We start from the raw sequence: 23,125 nt of genomic DNA on the forward strand, positions 1-23,125 counted from the left end.
TGTTTCAACCCGACTAGAACAGCTGGCCTCAGCTTTTTGCAGTAATTTTGCCATGGGAGCCAACTGACATGGACCGTCTGACACGCATTTTGGCCGCACTGACCCGCTGGGGTCTGGGCCTGTGCGCGTTGGCTTTGGTGATGATGGCGCTTTACGTCAGTCTCGGTCGCGAGCTGGCGCCGCTGGTGGCCGAATATCGGGCCGAAGTCGAAACCAAAGCCGGCGCAGCCCTGGGCATGCCGCTGCATATAGGTGAGCTGGAAGGCAACTGGAGTGGCTTCGCGCCGATTCTGCTGGCTCACGACGTGATGGTCGGCGAGGGCGCCAATGCCCTGCGTCTGGATCAGGTGCGCGCGGTGCCGGACCTCTGGGCCAGCCTCGCGGCCCGTGAACTGCGCATCGCTCATCTGGAACTCAACGGTCTGAAGATCAGCCTCAAGGAAGGCGAGGACGGTCATTGGGCGCTGGAAGGCTTGCCGGTGCAGCAGGATCAGCCGCTGGATCCGGAACAACTGCTCAATCGCATGCAGATGGTCCAGCAGTTGTCGGTGCTCGACAGCCAAGTGACCTTGCAGCCACTGGATCACCCGCCGCTGACCTTGACCTACGTTGGCCTGAATCTGAAAACCGGCGTCTCCCGGCAGCGACTCGACGCACGGCTGACCCTGCCCGACGGCCAGCCGGTCGCCATGAGCGTGCGCACCCGCATTAGTGCCAGTCAGTGGCAGGACGGTGCAGCGGATGCGTACCTGAGCCTGCCGCAAAGCGACTGGTCGAAATGGCTGCCCGAGCGTGTGACCCAGCAATGGAACTTTTCCGAAATCAAGGCCGGTGGCGAACTCTGGGTCAACTGGGATAAGGGCGCTCTGCAAAGCGCCGCGATCCGCTTGAACGCGCCGCAACTCAAGGGCGCCTACGCCGAGCGCAAGCCGATCCAGATCAACAACCTGGCGCTCAACAGTTATTTCCAGCGCAGTGCTGAAGGCTTTCTGGTGACGGTGGACTCGCTGTCCATGAACTTCGGTGAGACCCGCTGGGAATCGCACCTGCAACTCAAACAGAGCCTGGCCACCGACACGACCGAAGAGCTCTGGCATCTGCAAGCCGACCGCCTCGACCTCACCCCGCTGACTCCGCTGCTGAATGCCTTGGGGCCATTGCCCGAAGGCCTCGCCACCGCCGTCGAGCGGCTCAAGGTGACGGGTGGTTTGCGTAATGTGCTGGTCGACATCCGGCCCAACGCCACCGACGACAGCAAGGTCAGTTTTGCCGCCAACCTCGACCGGGTCGGCTTTGATGCCTATCACGGTGCCCCGGCAGCACGGAATGTCAGCGGCAGCATCAGCGGTGATCTGGGTCACGGCGAACTGCGCATGGACAGCAAGGATTTTTCCCTGCACCTGGACCCGATTTTCGCCAAGCCATGGCAATACATTCAGGCCAACGCCCGTTTGACCTGGAAGCTCGACAAAGAAGGTTTCACCCTGATCGCGCCGTACCTGAAGGTGCTGGGCGAAGAGGGCAAGATTGCCGGCGACTTCCTGATCCGCCTGCATTTCGATCACACCCAGGAAGACTACATGGACCTGCGGGTCGGCCTGGTGGAGGGCGATGGCAAGTACACCGCCAAGTACCTGCCCGAAGTGCTCAGCCCGGCGCTGGACGAATGGTTGCGTACGGCGATTCTCAAGGGCGCGGTGGACCAGGGCTTCTTCCAGTATCAAGGCTCGCTGAACCATGGCGCCGCCGACACCGCGCGCAGCATCAGCCTGTTCTTCAAGGTTCACGATGCCGAGCTGGCGTTCCAACCGGGTTGGCCGCATGTCAGCAAGGTCACTGGCGACGTGTTCATCGAAGACAGTGGCGTGCGGATTCTGGCCAGCAAAGGTCAGTTGCTCGACACACAAGTCAGCGATATTTACGTCAATATTCCCCACGCGCCCGCCGGGCAAAACCCTCACCTGTTGCTCGATGGCGCTTTCGCTGGCGGGTTGGGCGATGGCCTGAAAATTCTCCAGGAAGCGCCGATCGGCACCGCCGCCACCTTCGCCGGATGGGAAGGCGAGGGCGAGCTGAAGGGCAAGCTGAAACTGGATATTCCGCTGGCCAAAGGCGAACAGCCGAATATCCTCGTCGACTTCAAGACCGCCAAGGCGCGCTTGAAACTGGCTGAGCCAGTCCTTGAACTGACTCAGTTGAAGGGCGATTTCCGCTTCGACAGCACCAAAGGCTTGAGTGGGCAGAACATCACCGCTCGTGCCTTTGACAAACCCGTCACCGCACAGATTTTCGCCGATGGCAGTCCAGGCGACATCAAGACGCGGGTCACCGCTTCCGGCCAGGTCGAGGTCAAAAAGCTGACTGACTGGCTGAGTGTCACGCAGCCGTTGCCGGTCTCTGGTTTGATCCCGTATCAGTTGCAACTGAACCTGGATGGCGCAGACAGCCAGTTGATGGTCAATTCCAGCCTCAAAGGCGTGGCCGTCGATTTGCCGGCGCCGTTCGGCATGGCGGCCGATGTGGGGCGCGACACGACGTTCCGCATGACCCTGCAAGGGCCGGAACGGCGTTACTGGGTCAAGTACGGCGAATTGGCCAGCTTCACGTTTGCAGCGCCGGCCGGCAGTTTTGCCGACGGTCGCGGTGAACTGTTCCTCGGTGGTGGCGATGCCGTATTGCCAGGCGGCAAAGGCCTGCGGGTGCGCGGCGTGCTGTCGGAGCTGGATGTCGGCCCGTGGAAGGATCTGGTGGACAAGTATGCCGGCCAGGATCCGGGCGGCAGCGCCAAGCAGTTGCTCAGCGGCGCGGATTTCAAGGTCGGCAAGCTCAGCGGCATCGGTACCACGCTTGATCAGGCCTCGGTGCAGTTGAACCGAAAGCCGAGTGCATGGGCCCTGCAACTCGACAGCCAACAGGTCAAGGGCACCGCCGGTATCCCCGATGCGAAAGGCGCACCGATTGCGATCAATCTGCAATACGTGCGTTTGCCGGCACCGGACCCAACGGTTTTGGCCGATGAAAATTCGCCGGATCCATTGGCCTCCGTGGATCCGACGAAGATCCCGGCGCTGGATATCACCATCAATCAACTGTTCCAGGGGCAGGATCTGGTCGGGGGCTGGTCGCTGAAAGTGCGTCCGACCGCCAAAGGCATCGCGCTCAATACGCTGGATCTGGGCCTCAAGGGCCTTCTGTTGCAGGGCAGCGGCGGCTGGGAAGGCGCGCCTGGTGCTTCCACCAGTTGGTACAAGGGCCGGGTCAGCGGCAAGAATCTGGCGGATGTGCTGAAAGGTTGGGGCTTTGCGCCCAGTGTCACCAGCGAAGAGTTTCATATGGATGTCGAGGGTCGCTGGCCCGGTTCACCGGCCTGGCTGGCCACCAAGCGCTTCTCCGGGACGCTTGATGCGTCGCTGAACAAAGGCCAGTTCGTTGAAGTCGAGGGTGGCGCTCAGGCGTTGCGGGTGTTTGGCCTGCTCAACTTCAACTCCATCGGCCGGCGCTTGCGGCTGGACTTCTCCGATCTGTTTGGCAAAGGCTTGAGTTACGACCGAGTCAAAGGCCTGCTGGTCGGGACCAACGGCGTTTACGTGACCCGTGAGCCGATTCTGCTGACCGGTCCGTCGAGCAATGTCGAGCTCAATGGCACGCTGGACCTGGTGGGTGATCAGATCGATGCGAAACTGCTGGTGACCTTGCCGGTTACCAACAACTTGCCGATTGCCGCGCTGATTGTCGGTGCACCGGCCATCGGTGGGGCGCTGTTCCTGATCGACAAGCTGATCGGTGACCGCGTGGCACGTTTCGCCAGCGTGAAGTACACCGTCAAAGGCCCGTGGAAAGAGCCGAAAATCACCTTCGACAAACCTTTTTGAAAAGCCACTCCCCAAGCCTATGGAGTAGCATGGCCCTAGGCTCTAATGCTCCGACGCTAATCTCTGTAGGAGCGAGCGATGCGGCGACCCGACTTGCCCGCGAACCGACCCACCGAGGTGTGTCAGGAACGACGCTTTCGCGGGCAAGCCTCGCTCCTACGGGGTATCTATTGATTTCCAGGTAAAGGGAAGGCCATGTCTGTAGCGGTGATTCAAATGGTCAGCCAGAGCGACGTGCTGGCCAATCTGGCCCAGGCCCGTCGGCTGCTTGAACAAGCGGCCGTCGGGGGCGCAAAGCTTGCCGTGCTGCCGGAAAACTTCGCCGCCATGGGCCGACGCGACATCGCTGACATCGGCCGCGCCGAAGCGTTGGGCGAAGGTCCGATCCTGCCCTGGTTGAAACAGACCGCCCGCGACCTCAAGTTATGGATAGTGGCCGGCACATTGCCGTTGCCGCCGGCGGATCAGCCAGCGGCGAAAGTGCATGCCTGCTCGCTGCTGGTCAATGATCAGGGCGAAACGGTGGCACGCTACGACAAGCTGCACTTGTTCGACGTGGACGTGGCGGACAACCGTGGGCGTTATCGTGAGTCCGATGACTATGCTTATGGCAGTGACGTGGTGGTCGTGGACACGCCCGTCGGTCGAGTCGGCCTGACGGTCTGTTACGACCTGCGCTTCCCGGAGCTGTACAGCGAATTACGCGCTGCCGGGGCGGAGTTGATTACCGCGCCGTCGGCCTTTACTGCGGTGACCGGTGCGGCGCATTGGGATGTACTGATTCGCGCGCGGGCCATTGAGACCCAGTGTTATGTGCTCGCGGCTGCCCAGGGTGGAACGCATCCGGGGCCGCGAGAAACCTGGGGGCATGCCGCAATTGTCGACCCGTGGGGTCGAGTGCTGGCGCAACAGGATCAAGGCGAGGCCGTGCTGCTGGCCGAACGCGATAGCAGCGAACAGGCGTCCATCCGGGCGCGGATGCCGGTGTCCAGTCACCGGCGCTTTTTCTCGCAGGGCGCCCGGCGACCTGCCTCAGAACGATGAATTTAAGGCGTAAAGCATATGAGCGAGTTGTTGTCCTCAGTCAGTGAACACCTCCTGGCGCCCGGCGGCGTTACCATCGAAAGCCTGCAAGGTGTGCTCGGCGATCTGGCCGGCCCGGGCATCGATGCCGCCGACCTGTATTTCCAGGGGCAGATTTCCGAGTCCTGGGCCCTGGAAGACGGCATCGTCAAGGAAGGCAGTTTCAACCTTGACCAGGGCGTTGGCGTGCGCGCGCAATCGGGTGAGAAAACCGGCTTTGCCTACAGCAATGCCATTACCCTCGAAGCCCTTGGCGCTGCGGCCCGTGCTGCGCGCTCGATCTCCCGCGCCGGGCAGAACGGCACGGTGCAGGCCTTCACCACTCAGGACGTCGCCCAGTTGTACGGGCCGGACAACCCGCTGGAAGTGATGACCCGCGCCGAGAAAGTCGAACTGCTCAAACGCATCGACGTCGCCACCCGCGCTCTCGACCCGCGTATCCAGCAAGTGACCGTGAGCATGGCCGGCGTCTGGGAGCGCATTCTGGTGGCCTCCACCGACGGCAGCCTGGCGGCAGATGTACGGCCGCTGGTGCGCTTCAACGTCAGCGTCATCGTCGAGCAGAACGGTCGTCGCGAGCGCGGCGGCCATGGCGGCGGCGGGCGTACCGATTACCGTTATTTCCTCAGCGACGACCGCGCCATGGGCTACGCCCGTGAAGCGTTGCGTCAGGCGCTGGTCAACCTCGAAGCCATTCCGGCACCGGCCGGTACGTTGCCGGTGGTGTTGGGTTCGGGCTGGTCCGGTGTGCTGTTGCACGAAGCGGTCGGTCACGGTCTGGAAGGCGATTTCAACCGCAAGGGCAGCTCCGCTTACAGTGGCCGTATGGGCGAGATGGTTGCGTCCAAGCTCTGCACCATCGTCGATGACGGCACGCTGGCCGGTCGTCGCGGTTCGTTGAGCGTCGACGACGAAGGCACCCCGACCGAGTGCACCACGCTGATCGAAAACGGCGTACTCAAAGGCTACATGCAAGACAAACTCAACGCGCGCCTGATGGGCGTCGCCCGCACCGGCAACGGTCGCCGTGAGTCCTACGCGCACCTGCCAATGCCGCGCATGACCAATACCTACATGCTGGCGGGCGAAAGCGATCCGGCGGAAATCATCGCCTCGGTGAAGCGCGGCATCTACTGCGCCAACCTGGGTGGTGGTCAGGTGGACATCACCAGCGGCAAGTTCGTGTTCTCCACCAGCGAGGCGTACCTGATCGAAGACGGCAAGATTACGGCGCCGGTCAAAGGCGCGACGTTGATTGGCAACGGGCCTGAAGCGATGAGCAAGGTGTCGATGGTCGGTAATGACCTGGCGCTGGACAGCGGCGTGGGCACGTGCGGCAAGGATGGGCAGTCGGTGCCGGTGGGTGTCGGCCAGCCAACGCTGAAAATCGATGCGATCACTGTGGGTGGTACAGGATCGTAAGGGATGGAGCTTCGGGTGAGCCGCGTGGCGGCTCACCCGAGAAGAGATTCAACGCAGACCGCGTTGAGTCTCGTCCAGCTCACGGATGTACTTGAAGATTTTACGGCTCGATGCCGGTGGCTTGTTGGTCGCCAGTTCGTGCTGGGCCTGACGGATCAGGGAGCGCAACTGCTGACGATCAGCCTCCGGGTAGTCGAGCACGAACTTCTCCAGGACTGCATCGTCGCCCGCGATCAAGCGATCGCGCCAGCGTTCCAGGCCATGGAAACGTTCGTTGTACTGCCGGGTGGAGGCATCGAGTTGATCGAGCAAAGTCAGAATGGCGTCAGTGTCCTGATCGCGCATCAGTTTGCCGATGAACATAAGGTGCCGTTTACGCGCGATATTCGCGGTGTGCTTGGGCGCATCGCCCAGAGCCCGGCGCAGAGCGTCGGTCAACGGGAGTTTTGCCAGCAAGTCAGGCTTGAGCGTTGTAAGGCGTTCGCCGAGGTCAACCAGAGCATGCAGCTCGCGTTTAACCTGGGATTTGCTTTTTTCTCCCGTATCGAGGGAGTCGTCGTAAGAATCAACCATGGTGGCCGTCCGCAAAGAAACGCCGCCATGATAACCAGTCGGGGGCCGCTTGTCCGGCCCGGTCGCTCGAAGGCCTTTACCGAAAGCAGAATTTGAGTGGAGAACAGCATGAGTGCAGTTGAAAGCGTCGGCCCACAAGCGTTGCCGGCACTGCAAGAACAAGTCGAGCAGATCATCGCTGAAGCCAAGCGTCAGGGCGCCAGTGCCTGTGAAGTGGCGGTGTCCCTGGAGCAGGGCCTGTCCACATCGGTGCGTCAGCGCGAGGTCGAAACCGTCGAATTCAACCGCGATCAGGGCTTTGGCATCACCTTGTACGTCGGGCAGCGCAAGGGCTCGGCCAGCACGTCGGCCAGTGGTCCTGAAGCGATTCGTGAAACCGTCGCTGCGGCGCTGGCCATCGCTAAACACACCTCCGAAGACGAAGCCGCCGGCCTGGCGGATGCCGCGCTGATGGCCAAGGATCTGCAGGATTTCGACCTGTTCCATCAGTGGGACATCACACCGGAACAAGCCATCGAGATGGCCCTGAGCTGTGAAGCTGCGGCATTTGCTACCGACAGCCGGATCAAGAACGCCGACGGCACCACCCTCAGCACGCATCAGGGCTGCCGCGTTTACGGCAACAGCCACGGTTTTATCGGCGGCTATGCATCGACTCGTCATAGCTTGAGCTGCGTCATGATCGCCGAAGCCGACGGCCAGATGCAGCGTGATTACTGGTACGACGTCAATCGCCAGGGCAACTTGCTGGCCGACCCGGCGAGCATCGGCCAGCGTGCCGCGCAGCGGGCGGCGAGCCGACTGGGTGCACGTCCGGTGCCGACCTGTGAAGTGCCGGTATTGTTTTCCGCTGAGCTGGCCGGTGGCTTGTTCGGCAGTTTCCTTTCGGCGATTTCCGGCGGCAGTCTGTATCGCAAATCGTCGTTCCTTGAAGGCACGCTGGGTCAGAAGCTGTTCCCGGAATGGCTGACCATCGATGAGCGTCCGCACTTGATGCGTGCAATGGGCAGCTCGGCGTTTGACGGCGATGGCCTGGCGACCTACGCCAAACCGTTCGTCGAAAAAGGCGAGTTGGTGTCCTACATCCTCGGCACCTATTCCGGTCGCAAACTCGGCATGCCGAGCACGGCCAACGCCGGCGGCGTGCACAACCTGTTCGTCACCCATGGCGATGAAGATCAGGCGGCGTTGCTGCGCCGCATGGGCCGTGGCTTGCTGGTCACCGAGCTGATGGGCCAGGGCCTGAACATGGTCACGGGCGATTACTCCCGTGGCGCGGCGGGTTACTGGGTCGAGAATGGCGAAATCCAGTTCGCCGTCCAGGAAGTGACCATCGCCGGCAACATGCGCGACATGTTCAAGCAGATCGTTGCGGTGGGTAACGACCTGGAATTGCGCAGCAACATTCGCACGGGTTCGGTGCTGATCGAGCGGATGACAGTCGCCGGCAGCTAACCCGCGACCGCTACACAAAAGGCGCGCCACCCATCGGGTGGCGCGCCTTTTTTTGTGCCCGCATAACACACCTGTAGGAGCCGGCTTGCTGGCGATTGCGGTCAATCAGTCGACATCGATGTTGAATGCCAGATCGCAATCGCCAGCAAGCCGGCTCCTACAAGGGACCATGCTCGGGCTTGTGTTGGTTCTCATTATCATCTAATAATAAATCTCATTACCGAATGAGCCCCGGATCATGAGTTCTGCCTTGCACGAGCAGCCTTACCTCGAAAGCTGGCGCTGGATGAGTCGCCAGATCCGTTGCGGGATGGACCCTGACGAGCCGCGCCTGATCGACCACTACCTGGCCGAAGGCCGGTATCTGGCGTGTTGCACGGCGACTTCACCCTGGACCATCGCTGAAACCTCTTTCCGTTTATTGCTCGACACCGCTGCCGACGTCGCGCTGCCCTGGCACTGGCGAACCTATTGCCTGGACCAGGCATGGCGCCCGCTACGCGAACTCGAACGCCTCTCTCTGTGCAAGTGCCGCCTCAAGCGCTGGCAAAGCTACACCTGGCAACTGGCGACCTGCGAGTTGCAGCCTTCGATTCCTCTCATAGAACTGGTGCAAGGATTTTCTGATGACCAAGACACGTATTGAGCGCGACAGCATGGGCGAGCTTCAGGTCCCGGTGGATGCCCTCTACGGCGCACAGACCCAGCGTGCGGTGAACAACTTCCCGATCAGCGGCAAGCCGATGCCCGTGCAGTTCATTCGCGCGCTGATCCTGGCCAAGGCCGCCGCCGCCCGCGCCAACGTCGAACTCAAGCAGATCCGCGAATCCCAGGGCAATGCCATCGTCGAAGCGGCGTTGGGTTTGCTCAAGGACGACTTCATGCAGCACTTCCCGGTGGATATCTTCCAGACCGGTTCCGGCACCAGTTCCAACATGAACGCCAACGAAGTGATTGCCACGCTGGCGAGCCGACTGCTTGGCGAGCCGGTGAACCCCAACGATCACGTCAATTGCGGGCAGAGCAGCAACGACATCATCCCGACCACCATCCACGTCAGCGCTGCGCTGGCATTGCATGAGCAATTGCTGCCGGCATTGGTGCGCTTGGTGCAGGTGATCGAGCAAAAGGCCGAGGAGGTTCACCACCACGTCAAAACCGGTCGCACTCACTTGATGGATGCGATGCCGGTGCGCATGAGCCAGGTGCTCAACGGTTGGGCGCAACAGCTCAAAGCCAACATCGGCCATCTGCAGGATCTGCTGCCGAGCCTGCAATCCCTGGCTCAGGGTGGCACGGCGGTGGGCACCGGTATCAATGCGCACCCTGAATTTGCCGGGCTTTTCAGCCAGCAGTTGAGCAAGTTGACTCAGGTGCAATTCACGCCGGGCACCGATCTGTTTGCACTGATCGGCTCTCAGGACACCGCCGTTGCGGTCTCCGGGCAGCTGAAAACCACCGCTGTCTCGCTGATGAAAATCGCCAACGACCTGCGCTGGATGAACTCCGGCCCGCTGGCCGGCCTTGGTGAAATTGAACTCGAAGCCTTGCAGCCGGGCTCGTCGATCATGCCCGGCAAGGTCAACCCGGTGATCCCGGAAGCCACCGCGATGGTCGCCGCTCAGGTGATCGGCAATGACACGGTGATCACCATCGCCGGTCAGTCGGGCAATTTCGAGCTGAACGTGATGCTGCCGATCATCGCTCAGAACCTGTTGAGCAGCATCGAATTGCTGGCCAACTCCAGCCACCTCTTGGGTGAAAAGGCTATCGCCAGTTTCAAGGTCAACGAAGCCAGGCTCAAGGAAGCGCTGTCGCGCAACCCGATTCTGGTCACGGCACTGAACCCGATCATTGGTTACCAAAAAGCTGCGGAGATCGCCAAGAAGGCTTATCAGCAAGGCCGGCCGGTGATCGATGTCGCTCTGGAGCACACCGAACTGTCGCGCAGCCAACTGGAAGAGTTGCTCAATCCGGAAAAGCTCACCGCAGGCGGCGTGTAATCACCGCAACCGCTTTGGAGGCTCACCATGGAGCACTGGAAACGCACGATCGAAAGGGCAAACCGTTGTTTCATGCTGGGCGAATACGTCGATGCCCGCGAGGCTTACTTGCAGGCATTGGCCCTGGCCCAGGTGTTGTTCGAGCGCTGGGCGGATGCCGACGAAGCGGTGGCGGCCTGCGTCATTTCCCATCACAACCTGGCGGACCTGCATTTGCGTCTGAACCAGCCGGAGGAGAGCGCCGAATACCTGTGCGCCATCCACCAGCGCTTGTTGAAGACCATGCAGGACCCGCGACTGGCGCCGGCATTGCGTGAAGCCGCACTGCGTCAGAGCAGCAAAACCTACGTCGAACTGCTGAATTTCATCAGCGAGCATGGCGAATACCCGCGCACTCATCGTTTGCTGCACGTCGATGCCGCGTCGCCCCCTGCGTCTCTACATCATGGAGTCCACTGAAATGGCTTTTAGCTTGCCTGCCTTGCCGTACGCCTACGATGCCCTGGAACCGCACATCGATGCGCAGACCATGGAAATCCACTACACCAAGCACCACCAGACTTACATCAATAACCTCAACGCGGCTGTCGAAGGCACCGAGTTCGCCGAGTGGCCGGTGGAAAAGCTGGTGGCAGCTGTCCAGCAACTGCCGGAAAAGCTCCGCGCGGCGGTGATCAATCAGGGCGGCGGTCACGCCAACCACTCGCTGTTCTGGGAAGTGATGGTGCCCAACGGCGGCGGTCGGCCGGACGGTGAATTGGCCAAGGCCATCGAAGACCAGTTGGGCGGCCTCGACCGTTTCAAGGAGGCCTTCACCAAAGCCGCGCTGACCCGTTTCGGCAGTGGCTGGGCCTGGCTGAGTGTGACGCCGCAAAAGACGCTGGTCGTTGAAAGCAGCGGCAACCAGGACAGTCCCTTGATGAATGGCAATACGCCGATTCTGGGGCTGGATGTCTGGGAGCATGCCTATTACCTGCAGTATCAAAACCGCCGGCCGGAATACATCAACGCTTTTTACAACGTGATCAATTGGCCCGAAGTCGCTGCGCGCTATCAGGCTGCACTGGTTTAAGTCTTCTATAAAAACAATCCTGGGCGGGCTATGGGCACTGAAACACTGGCGATCGGAAGTGGACGAATGTTTCGTTACGCGTTTGGGTCGCTGTTACTACTGGCGGGCATGAGCCTGTTGGTTGCGCATGGGCTCGCGTGGCTGGACCTTGAGCCGAAACTGCTGCGTGCGTTGCAGGGCGGGGCCATTTGCGCCTTGGGCACAGCCTTGGGCGCGGTGCCGGTGCTGGTGATTCGACGCATGCCCCAGACGGTCAGCGATACGCTGCTCGGCTTCGGTGCCGGGGTGATGCTCGCGGCGACGGCGTTTTCGCTGATCGTGCCAGGCATTGCCGCCGCTGAAAGCCTGGGGCTGACACCCTGGGCGGCCAGCGGTCTGATCAGTTTCGGCATCATGCTTGGCGCGTTCGGGCTGTATCTGGTGGATCGAAAGGCTTCCGGCGCTTCACCGGAAATGCTCGTCGGCACGCTGGAGCGGCCGGTCATTGCGCCACGGATCTGGTTGTTCGTGTTTGCCATCATTGCCCACAACATTCCCGAAGGCATGGCGGTCGGTGTCTCGGCGGGGGGCGGCATGCCCGACGCCGACAGCCTGGCCATGGGCATCGCCTTGCAGGATGTGCCGGAAGGATTGGTCATTGCGTTGGTGTTGGCCGGGGCAGGGATGTCGCGGGTCAAGGCGTTCCTGATCGGGGCGGCATCAGGCTTGGTCGAGCCGGTCTTCGCACTGTTGTGCGCCTGGCTGGTGAGCCTGGCCGAATTGCTGTTGCCGTTGGGCCTGGCGCTCGCGGCCGGGGCCATGTTGCTGGTGGTCACGCACGAAGTCATCCCCGAGTCGCGACGCCATGGTCACGACAAGCTGGCCAGTCTTGGGCTGCTGATCGGGTTTTGTTTGATGATGGTGATGGATACAGCGCTCGCCTAGGCGAGCGTTATTCGCCTTCGTCGAAGTAACGGTTGATCAAGTCTGTCAGCGCATCCAGCGCTCTTTGCTCGTCTTCGCCTTCGGTGCTGATGTAGATTTTGGTGCCTTTGCCCGCAGCGAGCATCATCATTGCCATGATGCTTTTGCCGTCGACCGTTGATTCCGGCGTTCGTCCGACTCTGATCGTGCAGTCTTTGAACTCGCCGGCGACACCAACGAATTTGGCGGAAGCACGGGCATGCAGACCCAGCTTGTTGATGATTTCGATTTCCAGAGCAGGCATCGCGATGTGAATCCTTTAGCTGAGGTCGCGGTGGCGGACCTGGACGTTCTTCAGGGTTTTTTGCAGGGCCTGACCCAGACGTTCGGTCAGATAGACGGAGCGGTGATGCCCGCCGGTGCAGCCGATGGCAATGGTGACATAAGCGCGGTTGCTGGCGGCAAAGCGCGGCAGCCATTTGAGCAGGTACGTGGAAATGTCCTGGAACATCTCTTCGACGTCCGGCTGGGCGGCCAGGTACGTGGCAACCGGTTCATCAAGCCCGGACTGATCGCGTAGCTCGGGCTTCCAATAGGGGTTCGGCAGGCAGCGCACGTCGAACACCAGATCGGCGTCCACCGGCATGCCGCGCTTGAATCCGAACGACTCCACCAAAAACGCAGTACCGGGTTCCGGCTGGTTCAGCAGGCGCAACTTGATGGTATCGCGCAGCTGGTACAGGTTCAGGTTGGTGGTGATGACCTTGAGATCGGCGAGGTCGGCAATCGGCCCGAGCAGGCTGGTTTCGTCGTTGATCGCCTCGGCCAGCGAGCGGTTGGCGCTGCTCAGCGGGTGACGACGGCGAGTTTCCGAAAAACGCTTCAGCAAGGTTTCTTCGTCGGCGTCCAGGTACAGGACGTCGCACTGGATATGCCGGCTGCGAACTTCTTCGAGCAGTTCCGGAAACCGGCTCAGGTGGCTCGGCAGGTTGCGCGCATCAATAGAGACGGCAACCAGCGGCTGTGGCAGTTCGGTGTGGACCAGCGCGCGTTCGGCCAGTTCCGGCAACAACCCGGCGGGCAGGTTGTCGATGCAGTAATAGCCGTTGTCCTCGAGAACATCGAGCGCGGTGCTTTTACCTGAGCCGGAACGGCCACTGACGATGATCAAGCGCATGATTAGTGCCCGTTTTGCTCGTCCAGGACAACCTGATACAAGGCTTCATTGCTCGGGGCGCTACGCAGGCGATCGCGGACTTCCTTGCGATCGAGCATGCTGGCGATCTGGCGGAGCAATTCAAGGTGCGCATCGGTAGCGGCTTCGGGGACCAGCAAGACGAACAGCAGGTCAACCGGAGCACCGTCGATGGCGTCGAAATCGATGGGGGCGTCCAGGTGCATCAAGGCGCTGATAGGCGAGGTGCAACCTTTCAGCCGACAGTGAGGGATAGCGATGCCGTTGCCAAAACCGGTCGAGCCGAGTTTTTCACGGGCAATCAACGCCTCGAAGACATCTTGCATCTCCAGATCCGGCACTTCCCGGGCGATCAGGTTGGCAATTTGCTCGAGGGCTTTCTTTTTGCTGCCGCCCGGCACGTTCACGAGGGAACGGCCGGGGGTCAGGATGCTTTCAAGTCGGATCATGGGTTGGGAGTGTTAACGACCGGTCGCGCCCTGGAGGAGGCTCTGGGTCTTTTCCTTATGCTTTTTGAGTTGTTTATCCAGCTTGTCGGTCAATGCGTCGATCGCCGCGTACATATCGGTATGTTCCGCATTGGCGACCACTTCATTGCCGGGAATATGCAGCGTGGCTTCGATTTTCTGCTTCAGCTTTTCGACCGTCATCGTGACCTGCACGTTGGTGATCTTGTCGAAATGCCTCTCTAACCGTTCGAGTTTTTCGCCGATGTAGGTGCGAAGAGGTTCGGTCACTTCCAGTTGGTGTCCACTGATGTTGACTTGCATACAGCTTCTCCTTCGTTGCCAGTGCATAAAGCGGTAGACCAGATGATCTACCACTGGAACGCTGTGGCGTGGCTCTACATCAACCGCTTGCGTTCGCTCGAAGGCGCGATCCCGAGGGATTCGCGGTACTTGGCGACGGTGCGGCGAGCCACCTGAATGCCTTGTGCCTCCAGTAAACCAGCGATCTTGCTGTCACTCAACGGCTTTTTCTGATTTTCCGCGGCAACCAGTTTTTTGATGATCGCGCGGATCGCCGTGGACGAGCATTCACCGCCTTCGGAGGTGCTGACGTGGCTGGAGAAAAAGTATTTCAGCTCATATATGCCCCGGGGGGTATGCATGAATTTTTGTGTGGTTACGCGGGAAATCGTCGACTCGTGCATGCCCACCGCTTCGGCGATGTCATGCAGCACCAGCGGTTTCATCGCTTCGTCGCCGTATTCCAGAAAACCGCGCTGATGCTCGACGATCTGGGTGGCAACTTTCATCAGCGTTTCGTTGCGGCTTTGCAGGCTCTTGATGAACCAGCGGGCCTCTTGCAACTGATTGCGCATGAAGGTGTTGTCGGCACTGGTGTCGGCGCGGCGCACAAAACCGGCGTATTGGGCGTTGACCCGCAGCCGTGGCACCGATTCCTGGTTCAGCTCGACCAGCCAGCGCTCGTTGTCCTTGCGCACGATCACGTCGGGGACGACGTACTCGGCTTCGCTGGATTCGATCTGCGAGCCGGGGCGCGGGTTGAGGCTCTGAACCAGTTCGATCACCTGGCGCAGTTCATCTTCCTTGAGCTTCATGCGGCGCATCAGCTGGCTGTAGTCGCGGCTGCCGAGCAGGTCGATGTAGTCGGTGACCAGGCGCTTGGCCTCGGCCAGCCAAGGTGTCTTGGCAGGGAGTTGGCGCAATTGCAGCAGCAGGCATTCACCCAGGTTGCGGGCGCCGATGCCGGCGGGTTCGAATTGCTGGATGCGATGCAGGACGGCTTCGATCTCGTCCAGTTCGATGTCGAGTTCCGGATCGAAGGCTTCGAGGATTTCCTCGAGGGTTTCGTCCAGGTAACCCTGATTGTTGATGCAGTCGATCAGGGTCACGGCGATCAGGCGATCGGTGTCGGACATCGGCGCCAGGTTCAGTTGCCACAACAGGTGGCTTTGCAGACTCTCACCGGCGGATGTACGGGTGGTGAAATCCCACTCGTCGTCATCGTTGCTCGGCAGGCTGCTGGCGCTGGTCTGGTAGACGTCTTCCCAGGCGGTGTCGACGGGCAGTTCGTTGGGAATGCGCTCGTTCCAGTCACCTTCCTCGAGGTTGTCCACCGTCGGGGCGGTTTCCTGATAGGAGGGTTCTGAAACGTCGGCGTTGGGTTGCTGTTCGGCTTTGTCGGCCAAGGGGTCGGCGTTATCGAAGTCGTCGCCTTCTTCCTGGCGTTCGAGCATCGGATTGGACTCCAGGGCCTCCTGGATCTCCTGTTGCAGGTCCAGGGTCGACAATTGGAGCAGGCGGATGGCCTGTTGCAGCTGCGGTGTCATCGTCAGCTGCTGGCCCATTCTCAAGACTAGCGATGGTTTCATGGCAGGGGCTAAACACCTTATTCGCCGGCGCACATGCGCCATCCACTACAGGGCGCCGAAGCGCCAAACATAAGCAAATTATATGCCCGAAACCGTAGCGTTTGCCTAGAGCGCTGTAACAATAAAAAAGTATTGATTTTTTATCGAGACAAGCGCTCGGGCAGCCAGCCAGACACCTTAGTGCTTACAGGCGGAACTCATGGCCCAGATAGACTTCTTTCACGAGGTCGTTGGCCAGGATGGTGGCCGAATCACCTTCGGCGATCAGTTGGCCATCGTTGACGATGTAGGCGGTTTCGCAGATATCCAGCGTCTCACGGACGTTGTGGTCGGTGATCAGCACGCCAATGCCCTTGGCCTTGAGGTGGTAGATGATCTGTTTGATGTCGCCCACCGAAATCGGGTCCACGCCGGCGAACGGTTCGTCGAGGAGGATGAATTTCGGGTTGGTGGCCAGTGCCCTGGCGATTTCCACGCGGCGGCGCTCGCCACCGGACAGGCTCATGCCGAGGCTGTCGCGGATGTGGCTGATGTGGAATTCCTGCAGCAGGCTTTCCAGTTCCTTGCGGCGATCGGCCTTGTCGAGTTCCTTGCGGGTCTCGAGGATCGCCATGATGTTGTCGGCGACCGAGAGTTTGCGGAAGATCGACGCTTCTTGCGGAAGATAGCCGATACCTGCCTTCGCACGACCGTGCATCGGCTGGTGGCTGACGTCCAGATCATCGATCAGTACGCGACCCTGATCGGCCTGAACCAGGCCGACAATCATGTAGAAACAGGTGGTTTTACCGGCGCCGTTAGGGCCAAGCAGGCCGACGATCTGACCGCTGTCGATAGACAGGCTGACGTCGCGCACGACCTGACGGCTCTTGTAGCTCTTGGCCAAATGCTGAGCTTTCAGAGTTGCCATTACGGGGCCTTTTGCTCGTCGGTTTTCTTTTTCGGCTGGATAACCATGTCGATACGCGGACGCGACTCGGTCACATTGGTGCCCGTGGCACGGCCTGCGCTGGCAAGCTTTTTGTTGGTGTCGTAGACGATTTTCTCGCCTTGGGTGACGTTACCGTCCTTATCGACAACTTTGGCGCGATCGATCAGCACGACGCGATCTTGCGAGGCGTGGTACTGGATGGTGACGCCCCAGCCCTGAACCGGCTTGGTGTCGCCCGCCGTTTGCAGCTGTTCGAAATAGGCAAGGTTGCCCACCGAAGTCACCACGTCGATGTCGCCCGCAGGGGTGCGGGTCATGGTCACAGTATTGCCTTTAACGATCATCGAACCTTGGGTGATGATCACGTCACCTTTATAGGTGGCAATACCGTTCTTGTCGTCCAGTTGGGCGTCGTCGGCCTGGATGCGGATCGGCTGCTGTTGATCGTTCGGCAGAGCCCAGGCGCTCACGCTTCCCAGTGCTGCGCTCAGACCGAGCAAAATAGGGAGAGTTTTAACGAGCCTCATACTGTCCTCTTACGTTCGATAGCAGGTGTATCCTGCTTTCTTTCAAATACGCTTTCATTCCCTTGCCAGTCGATACACCGCCAGCGCCGTCGATTCTAACGGGTTGCTCGGTCTGCGCATATTGCTGTTGCGGGAACACGGTCATACGGGTGGTAGTAATCAGGGTCTTGCGGTTTTTCTCGTCGAAACGCGTGATGCGCACCGAGTCGATCAGTTCGACCTGGGTGCCGTCCGGGTTGACCTCGCCGTGTTCGCTCTGGACGTGCCAAGGGAACTGGGTGCCGCGGAACAGGTTCAGGTCCGGGTTGGTCAACAGCGTCACTTCGGTCGCCTTCAGGTGTTCAACCTTGTCGGACGTCATTTCGTATTGCAGTTTGCCATCCGGCAGGAACTGGACGCTGTGCGCGTTGATCGCGTAGTAGTCGATTTCGCTTTCATCGACCTTTGCCACAGGCTTGTCGAGGAAGCGCTCCGGGCTGATGTTCCAGTAGCCGACCGCAGCAAATATCGCTGCGATGCAACCGAACATCAGGATGTTGCGAAATTTCTTGCTCAGCATAGTTGGCTCACAGGTACGCGGCGTTGGCCGCATCGAGGCGGCCCTGGGCGCGCAGGATCAATTCGCAGAATTCGCGAGCGGCACCCTCGCCACCACGGGCCTGGGTGATGCCGTGGGCGTGTTCACGCACGAAGCTGGCGGCATTGGCCACCGCCATGCCCAGGCCAACGCGGCGGATCACCGGCAGGTCTGGCAGGTCGTCGCCGAGGTAGGCGACTTGTTCATAGCTTAGATTGAGCTGTGCGAGAAGCTCGTCAAGCACCACCAGTTTATCTTCACGGCCCTGATAAAGGTGGGGAATACCGAGGTTCTTCGCCCGTCGCTCGACCACCGGGGTCTTGCGGCCGCTGATGATAGCCGTCTGCACGCCCGCTGCCATCAACATCTTGATGCCCTGGCCGTCGAGCGTATTGAATGTCTTGAATTCGCTGCCGTCTTCAAGGAAGTACAGGCGTCCGTCGGTCAGGACGCCGTCGACGTCGAATACCGCCAGTTTGATCTGTTTGCCGCGTTGCAGCAGGTCCGTGCTCATTACATTACTCCCGCACGCAGCAAATCGTGCATGTTCAAGGCGCCGACCGGGCGGTCTTCGCTATCGACCACGACCAGCGCGTTGATTTTATGGTCTTCCATGATTTTCAGGGCCTCGGCCGCGAGCATCTCGGCGCGGGCGGTCTTGCCGTGAGCGGTCATGACCTGGTCGATCGTCGCGCTGTGGATGTCGATGCTGCGATCCAGGGTGCGGCGCAAATCGCCGTCGGTGAAGATCCCGGCGAGTTTGCCGTCGGCTTCCAGGATCACGGTCATGCCCAGACCCTTGCGGGTCATTTCCATCAGCGCGTCCTTGAGCAAGGTGCCGCGCTGGACTTGCGGCAGCTCCTGCCCGGCGTGCATGACGTTTTCCACTTTCAACAGCAGGCGTCGGCCCAGCGCGCCACCCGGGTGGGAAAAGGCGAAGTCTTCAGCAGTAAAGCCGCGGGCTTCCAGCAGCGCAACGGCCAGGGCGTCGCCCATGACCAGCGCCGCGGTGGTCGACGATGTCGGCGCCAGGTTCAGCGGGCAGGCTTCATGCTCGACGTGCACGTTGAGGTTGACCTCGGCAGCCTTGGCCAGCGGTGAGTCGGGGTTGCCGGTCACGCTGATCAGTTTGATGCCCAGGCGCTTGATCAGCGGCAGCAGGGTCACGATTTCGTTGGTGGAACCGGAGTTCGACAGGGCCAGGATGATGTCGTCGCGGGTGATCATGCCCATGTCGCCGTGACTGGCTTCGGCCGGGTGCACGAAAAACGCCGTGGTGCCGGTGCTGGCCAGGGTGGCCGCGATCTTGTTGCCGATGTGCCCTGATTTGCCCATGCCGACCACGACTACGCGGCCTTTGCTGGCCAGAATCATCTCGCAAGCGCGTACGAAATCTGCGTCGATGTGGGGCAGCAAGCCTTCTACGGCTTCCAGTTCGAGGCGGATGGTGCGTTGTGCTGATTGAATCAGGTCGCTGGATTGGCTCATGTCAGAAATCGTATAGCCTGATGAAAAGGCGGCGATTATAGCGGTAATGATCGAAACCCTCACGCAAGTTCGTCGCGCTTTGTCATTCCCTGTTACCGAAACCCTCCGAGTGAAAGCTTTTTGCCTGTCATGTTGCTGAACATGGCCCGGCTTGGCGCTTGGGCGCTTGGCCTTTGCAGTGATATAGTTCGCCGCCAGTTCGGCCTGCCCGGGAGGTATGTGCTTTCGTCAGAAAGTCAGGCGTCCGAGTGAGAGGCTGCATCGCAAGGAGTTTAGATGAGTGCCGATAACGCCTACGCGGTCGAGCTGAAGGGACTGACCTTCAAGCGCGGTTCGCGCAGCATTTTCAATAACGTCGATATCCGTATTCCACGCGGCAAGGTCACCGGCATCATGGGGCCTTCCGGGTGTGGCAAGACCACATTGCTGCGTTTGATGGGCGCACAGCTGCGTCCCACCAAGGGCGAAGTCTGGGTCAACGGTCAAAACCTGCCGAAGCTGTCGCGCAGCGATTTGTTCGACGCTCGCAAGCACATGGGCGTGCTGTTTCAGAGCGGCGCACTGTTTACCGATCTCGATGTGTTCGAGAACGTCGCCTTTCCGCTTCGCGTTCATACCGAGCTTCCGGAAGAAATGATCCGGGACATCGTCCTGCTCAAATTACAGGCCGTGGGCCTGCGTGGTGCCATCGACCTGATGCCCGAGGAGCTGTCCGGCGGCATGAAGCGTCGTGTGGCGCTGGCCCGGGCAATTGCTCTCGATCCGCAGATTCTCATGTATGACGAACCCTTCGTCGGTCAGGACCCGATCGCCATGGGCGTCCTGGTGCGCCTGATCCGCCTGCTCAACGACGCGCTGGGCATCACCAGCATCGTGGTCTCCCACGATCTGGCCGAGACGGCGAGCATCGCCGACTACATCTATGTGGTGGGCGAAGGCCAGGTGTTGGGGCAGGGCACGCCCGAGGAGCTGATGAACTCGCAGGAGCCGCGAATTCGCCAATTCATGACCGGCGAACCCGACGGCCCGGTGGCGTACCACTTTCCAGCGACGGATTACCGCGCAGATCTTCTGGGGAAGCGTTGATGCGCAAGATTTCACTATTGGAGCGCGTGCGCCGGTTCGGCCACTCCGGCATCGATGTGCTGGCGGTGTTCGGTCGTTCGACGATCTTCCTGTTTCATGCCTTGCTCGGCCGTGGCGGTATCGGCGGCGGGTTCGGGCTGCTGATCAAGCAATTGCATTCGGTGGGCGTGATGTCCCTGGTGATCATCGTGGTCTCCGGGGTGTTCATCGGCATGGTGCTGGCACTGCAGGGGTTCAACATCCTGTCCAGCTATGGTTCGGAGCAGGCGGTCGGGCAGATGGTTGCGCTGACGTTGCTGCGTGAACTGGGCCCCGTGGTCACGGCGTTGTTGTTCGCCGGGCGCGCCGGTTCGGCCCTGACGGCTGAAATCGGCAACATGAAGTCCACCGAGCAGTTGTCCAGTCTGGAAATGATTGGTGTCGACCCGCTCAAGTACATCATTGCCCCGCGCCTGTGGGCCGGCTTCATTTCCCTGCCTGTGCTGGCGATGATTTTCAGCGTGGTGGGTATCTGGGGCGGTTCGTGGGTGGCCGTCGACTGGCTGGGTGTCTATGAAGGTTCCTACTGGTCGAACATGCAAAACAGCGTGACCTTTGCCGACGATGTGCTGAACGGCATCATCAAAAGCATTGTCTTCGCTTTTGTCGTGACCTGGATCGCCGTATTCCAAGGCTATGACTGCGAGCCCACATCCGAGGGGATCAGTCGTGCCACTACCAAGACCGTTGTGTACGCCTCGTTGGCGGTACTCGGCCTGGACTTTATTCTGACCGCCTTGATGTTTGGAGATTTCTGATGCAAAACCGCACCCTGGAAATCGGTGTCGGCCTTTTCTTGCTGGCTGGCATCCTGGCTTTGCTGTTGCTGGCGTTGCGGGTGAGTGGCCTGTCCCCGAGCGCAACCAACGATACTTATAAACTTTATGCGTATTTCGACAATATCGCCGGTTTGACGGTCAGAGCTAAAGTGACCATGGCCGGTGTGACCATCGGCAAGGTCACGGCGATCGATCTGGACCGCGACAGTTTCACCGGTCGAGTGACGATGCAGCTGGAAAAGCGCGTAGATAACCTGCCGAATGACTCCACTGCATCTATCCTGACTGCTGGCCTGTTGGGCGAGAAGTACATCGGTATCAGCGTGGGCGGCGAAGAAGCCCTGCTCAAGGATGGTGGAACCATCCATGACACCCAGTCGTCGCTGGTGCTCGAGGACCTGATCGGTAAATTCCTGCTCAATACCGTTAGCAAAGACGCCAAATGAGGAGCTTTTGAATGATCTCTACCTTGCGACGTGGCCTGTTGGTATTACTCGCGGCCCTGCCGTTGATGGCTAACGCCGTGGCGGCGCCTTCCGCGCACGAACTGGTACAAGACACCACGACCCGGTTGCTGGCGGATCTGTCGGCCAACAAAGAGAAGTACAAGCAGGACCCGCAGGACTTTTACACGGCGCTGAACACCATCGTCGGGCCTGTGGTGGATGCCGAGGGCATCTCCAAGAGCATCATGACGGTCAAATATTCGCGCAAGGCCACGCCGGCGCAAATGAAGACCTTTGAAGAAAACTTCAAGAAAGGCCTGTTCCAGTTTTATGGCAACGCCTTGCTCGAGTACAACAACCAGGGCATCGTCGTCGACCCTGCCAAGGATGAGTCGGGAGACCGCACCAGCGTTGGCATGACGGTCAAAGGCAGCAACGGCGCGATCTATCCTGTGTCCTACACGCTCGAGAAGATCAACGGCGAGTGGAAGCTGCGTAACGTGATCATCAACGGCATCAACATCGGCAAGCTGTTCCGCGATCAGTTCGCCGATGCGATGCAGCGCAATGGCAACGACCTGGAAAAGACCATCAATGGTTGGGCCGGTGAAGTCGCCAAGGCCAAGGAAGCCAGCCAGAAGCAATCCACCGAGCAGCAGACCCAATGAGTGTATCGGCCATTCGCATGAACGAATCCGGTGAACTGATGCTCAGCGGCATGCTGGACTACCTCACCGGCCCGGGCCTGCGCAAGCAGGGCCAGGCGCTGATCAAGGCCAGCAAGGCCCCCGCACTGGTGGTGGACTGTTCGGCGGTGTTGAAATCCAGCAGCGTCGGCTTGTCGTTGCTGCTGTGTTTCATGCGGGATGCGCACGAGGCCGGCAAGTCGCTGAGCATTCGCGCGATGCCCGAAGACATGCGCGAAATCGCTCAGGTCAGCGAAATGACCGAGCTGTTGGCGCATCCCTAACCGCATCGACAGAGAAGCCCCCCGTCAGAGTCCTGCTTCGCGGGGTTCGCAGGCGCGGGGCTTTTTTGTATGATGTCCGACCCGCGCGCACAGGGCGCCGATTGAGGTTGAGCATGCAGGCCGTAGAAGTGAAGAGCTTCCTTGAAGGAAAGCTGCCAAACACCAAGGTGGAAGTTGAAGGCGAAGGCTGCAATTTCCAGCTGAATGTGATTAGCGATGAACTGGCGGCGTTGAGCCCGGTGAAGCGTCAGCAGCAGGTCTATGCCCATTTGAACCCATGGATCACCGATGGCAGCATCCATGCGGTCACTATGAAATTTTTCAGCAGCGCGGCCTGGGCCGAGCGCACCTGAGCCCAAGGGCGTC

The 23,125-nt window shown here is 60.2% G+C and carries 26 protein-coding genes; 15 read left to right on the forward strand and 11 right to left on the reverse strand.

Features of this window, described 5'->3' with window-relative positions:
- The first annotated feature begins 68 nt into the window (after positions 1-68).
- The 3 genes from IB246_RS18740 (at position 69) to tldD (ending at position 6,377) form a co-directional block, all read left to right on the forward strand.
- On the forward strand, positions 69-3,872 hold the full coding sequence (locus tag IB246_RS18740) for a YhdP family protein (protein ID WP_192230118.1): 3,804 nt from the start codon (positions 69-71) through the stop codon (positions 3,870-3,872).
- Between the two features lie 195 nt (positions 3,873-4,067).
- Positions 4,068-4,916: a carbon-nitrogen hydrolase family protein gene (locus tag IB246_RS18745; protein WP_008037403.1), complete on the forward strand. Its 849-nt coding sequence runs from the start codon at positions 4,068-4,070 to the stop codon at positions 4,914-4,916.
- A gap of 18 nt (positions 4,917-4,934) precedes the next feature.
- A complete protein-coding gene (gene tldD, locus IB246_RS18750) occupies positions 4,935-6,377 on the forward strand; it encodes a metalloprotease TldD (RefSeq protein ID WP_008037402.1) in 1,443 nt (480 codons plus the stop codon).
- A 48-nt stretch (positions 6,378-6,425) separates the two neighbouring features.
- Here tldD and yjgA read toward each other — a convergent pair whose 3' ends face one another.
- The gene (gene yjgA, locus IB246_RS18755) at positions 6,426-6,950 is read right to left on the reverse strand and encodes a ribosome biogenesis factor YjgA (protein WP_008026892.1); all 525 of its coding nucleotides are present in this window, start codon (positions 6,948-6,950) and stop codon (positions 6,426-6,428) included.
- Between the two features lie 108 nt (positions 6,951-7,058).
- Between yjgA and pmbA the strand changes: the two genes are divergently transcribed.
- The 6 genes from pmbA (at position 7,059) to IB246_RS18785 (ending at position 12,404) form a co-directional block, all read left to right on the forward strand.
- Positions 7,059-8,405 carry a metalloprotease PmbA gene (gene pmbA, locus IB246_RS18760; RefSeq protein ID WP_008026894.1) on the forward strand — a complete coding sequence of 449 codons (1,347 nt, stop codon included), beginning with the start codon at positions 7,059-7,061 and terminating at the stop codon, positions 8,403-8,405.
- A 238-nt stretch (positions 8,406-8,643) separates the two neighbouring features.
- A complete protein-coding gene (locus IB246_RS18765) occupies positions 8,644-9,051 on the forward strand; it encodes a hypothetical protein (protein ID WP_008026896.1) in 408 nt (135 codons plus the stop codon).
- A complete protein-coding gene (locus tag IB246_RS18770; protein WP_008037401.1) occupies positions 9,032-10,408 on the forward strand; it encodes a class II fumarate hydratase in 1,377 nt (458 codons plus the stop codon). Before IB246_RS18765 ends, IB246_RS18770 begins: the two co-directional genes overlap by 20 nt.
- Positions 10,409-10,435: 27 nt before the next feature.
- Positions 10,436-10,867 carry a hypothetical protein gene (locus tag IB246_RS18775; protein ID WP_008037399.1) on the forward strand — a complete coding sequence of 144 codons (432 nt, stop codon included), beginning with the start codon at positions 10,436-10,438 and terminating at the stop codon, positions 10,865-10,867.
- 1 nt (position 10,868) lies between these two features.
- Complete coding sequence (locus IB246_RS18780) at positions 10,869-11,480, forward strand: superoxide dismutase (RefSeq protein WP_008037396.1); 612 nt, start codon at positions 10,869-10,871, stop codon at positions 11,478-11,480.
- A 30-nt stretch (positions 11,481-11,510) separates the two neighbouring features.
- The gene (locus IB246_RS18785) at positions 11,511-12,404 is read left to right on the forward strand and encodes a ZIP family metal transporter (protein ID WP_032832356.1); all 894 of its coding nucleotides are present in this window, start codon (positions 11,511-11,513) and stop codon (positions 12,402-12,404) included.
- Positions 12,405-12,411: 7 nt separating this feature from the next.
- On the opposite strand, the gene IB246_RS18790 is transcribed toward IB246_RS18785, so the two are convergent.
- The 10 genes from IB246_RS18790 to IB246_RS18835 all read right to left on the reverse strand — a co-directional run bounded on the left by IB246_RS18790 (position 12,412) and on the right by IB246_RS18835 (position 19,439).
- Positions 12,412-12,687, reverse strand: coding sequence for an HPr family phosphocarrier protein (locus IB246_RS18790; RefSeq protein ID WP_008037392.1), 276 nt, complete (start codon positions 12,685-12,687; stop codon positions 12,412-12,414).
- A 15-nt stretch (positions 12,688-12,702) separates the two neighbouring features.
- Positions 12,703-13,560, reverse strand: a complete 858-nt coding sequence (rapZ, locus tag IB246_RS18795; RefSeq protein ID WP_008037390.1) for an RNase adapter RapZ — start codon at positions 13,558-13,560, stop codon at positions 12,703-12,705.
- Positions 13,561-13,562: 2 nt separating this feature from the next.
- Positions 13,563-14,027 (reverse strand): PTS IIA-like nitrogen regulatory protein PtsN, encoded by a 465-nt coding sequence (gene ptsN, locus IB246_RS18800; RefSeq protein WP_008026914.1) that lies wholly within the window; start codon positions 14,025-14,027, stop codon positions 13,563-13,565.
- Positions 14,028-14,039: 12 nt separating this feature from the next.
- Positions 14,040-14,348: a ribosome hibernation-promoting factor, HPF/YfiA family gene (hpf, locus tag IB246_RS18805; protein WP_007941242.1), complete on the reverse strand. Its 309-nt coding sequence runs from the start codon at positions 14,346-14,348 to the stop codon at positions 14,040-14,042.
- A 74-nt stretch (positions 14,349-14,422) separates the two neighbouring features.
- Positions 14,423-15,916 (reverse strand): RNA polymerase factor sigma-54, encoded by a 1,494-nt coding sequence (locus tag IB246_RS18810; RefSeq protein WP_032828652.1) that lies wholly within the window; start codon positions 15,914-15,916, stop codon positions 14,423-14,425.
- A 184-nt stretch (positions 15,917-16,100) separates the two neighbouring features.
- Positions 16,101-16,826 carry an LPS export ABC transporter ATP-binding protein gene (lptB, locus tag IB246_RS18815; protein ID WP_008026918.1) on the reverse strand — a complete coding sequence of 242 codons (726 nt, stop codon included), beginning with the start codon at positions 16,824-16,826 and terminating at the stop codon, positions 16,101-16,103.
- Entirely contained in the window at positions 16,826-17,374 is a 549-nt protein-coding gene (gene lptA / locus IB246_RS18820) for a lipopolysaccharide transport periplasmic protein LptA (RefSeq protein ID WP_008026920.1), read from the reverse strand. The genes lptB and lptA overlap by 1 nt, the downstream gene beginning before the upstream one ends.
- Entirely contained in the window at positions 17,361-17,933 is a 573-nt protein-coding gene (gene lptC, locus IB246_RS18825) for an LPS export ABC transporter periplasmic protein LptC (protein WP_008026921.1), read from the reverse strand. The genes lptA and lptC overlap by 14 nt, the downstream gene beginning before the upstream one ends.
- A 7-nt stretch (positions 17,934-17,940) precedes the next feature.
- Positions 17,941-18,465, reverse strand: coding sequence for a KdsC family phosphatase (locus IB246_RS18830; protein WP_008037377.1), 525 nt, complete (start codon positions 18,463-18,465; stop codon positions 17,941-17,943).
- Entirely contained in the window at positions 18,465-19,439 is a 975-nt protein-coding gene (locus IB246_RS18835) for a KpsF/GutQ family sugar-phosphate isomerase (protein WP_008026924.1), read from the reverse strand. Before IB246_RS18835 ends, IB246_RS18830 begins: the two co-directional genes overlap by 1 nt.
- A gap of 276 nt (positions 19,440-19,715) precedes the next feature.
- Between IB246_RS18835 and IB246_RS18840 the strand changes: the two genes are divergently transcribed.
- From IB246_RS18840 to IB246_RS18865, 6 genes are all read left to right on the forward strand, one after another.
- A complete protein-coding gene (locus IB246_RS18840; RefSeq protein WP_008026926.1) occupies positions 19,716-20,525 on the forward strand; it encodes an ATP-binding cassette domain-containing protein in 810 nt (269 codons plus the stop codon).
- The gene (gene mlaE / locus IB246_RS18845; protein ID WP_008026928.1) at positions 20,525-21,322 is read left to right on the forward strand and encodes a lipid asymmetry maintenance ABC transporter permease subunit MlaE; all 798 of its coding nucleotides are present in this window, start codon (positions 20,525-20,527) and stop codon (positions 21,320-21,322) included. The genes IB246_RS18840 and mlaE overlap by 1 nt, the downstream gene beginning before the upstream one ends.
- Positions 21,322-21,789: an outer membrane lipid asymmetry maintenance protein MlaD gene (gene mlaD / locus IB246_RS18850; RefSeq protein ID WP_008026930.1), complete on the forward strand. Its 468-nt coding sequence runs from the start codon at positions 21,322-21,324 to the stop codon at positions 21,787-21,789. The genes mlaE and mlaD overlap by 1 nt, the downstream gene beginning before the upstream one ends.
- An 11-nt stretch (positions 21,790-21,800) precedes the next feature.
- Positions 21,801-22,457 carry a phospholipid-binding protein MlaC gene (locus tag IB246_RS18855; protein WP_008037375.1) on the forward strand — a complete coding sequence of 219 codons (657 nt, stop codon included), beginning with the start codon at positions 21,801-21,803 and terminating at the stop codon, positions 22,455-22,457.
- Positions 22,454-22,759 (forward strand): lipid asymmetry maintenance protein MlaB, encoded by a 306-nt coding sequence (locus IB246_RS18860; protein ID WP_008037374.1) that lies wholly within the window; start codon positions 22,454-22,456, stop codon positions 22,757-22,759. The genes IB246_RS18855 and IB246_RS18860 overlap by 4 nt, the downstream gene beginning before the upstream one ends.
- A gap of 113 nt (positions 22,760-22,872) precedes the next feature.
- Positions 22,873-23,112 carry a BolA family protein gene (locus IB246_RS18865; protein ID WP_007901566.1) on the forward strand — a complete coding sequence of 80 codons (240 nt, stop codon included), beginning with the start codon at positions 22,873-22,875 and terminating at the stop codon, positions 23,110-23,112.
- Positions 23,113-23,125 lie beyond the last annotated feature (13 nt).

This window comes from Pseudomonas sp. PDM01 (assembly GCF_014852325.1).
Lineage (GTDB): Bacteria > Pseudomonadota > Gammaproteobacteria > Pseudomonadales > Pseudomonadaceae > Aquipseudomonas > Aquipseudomonas migulae.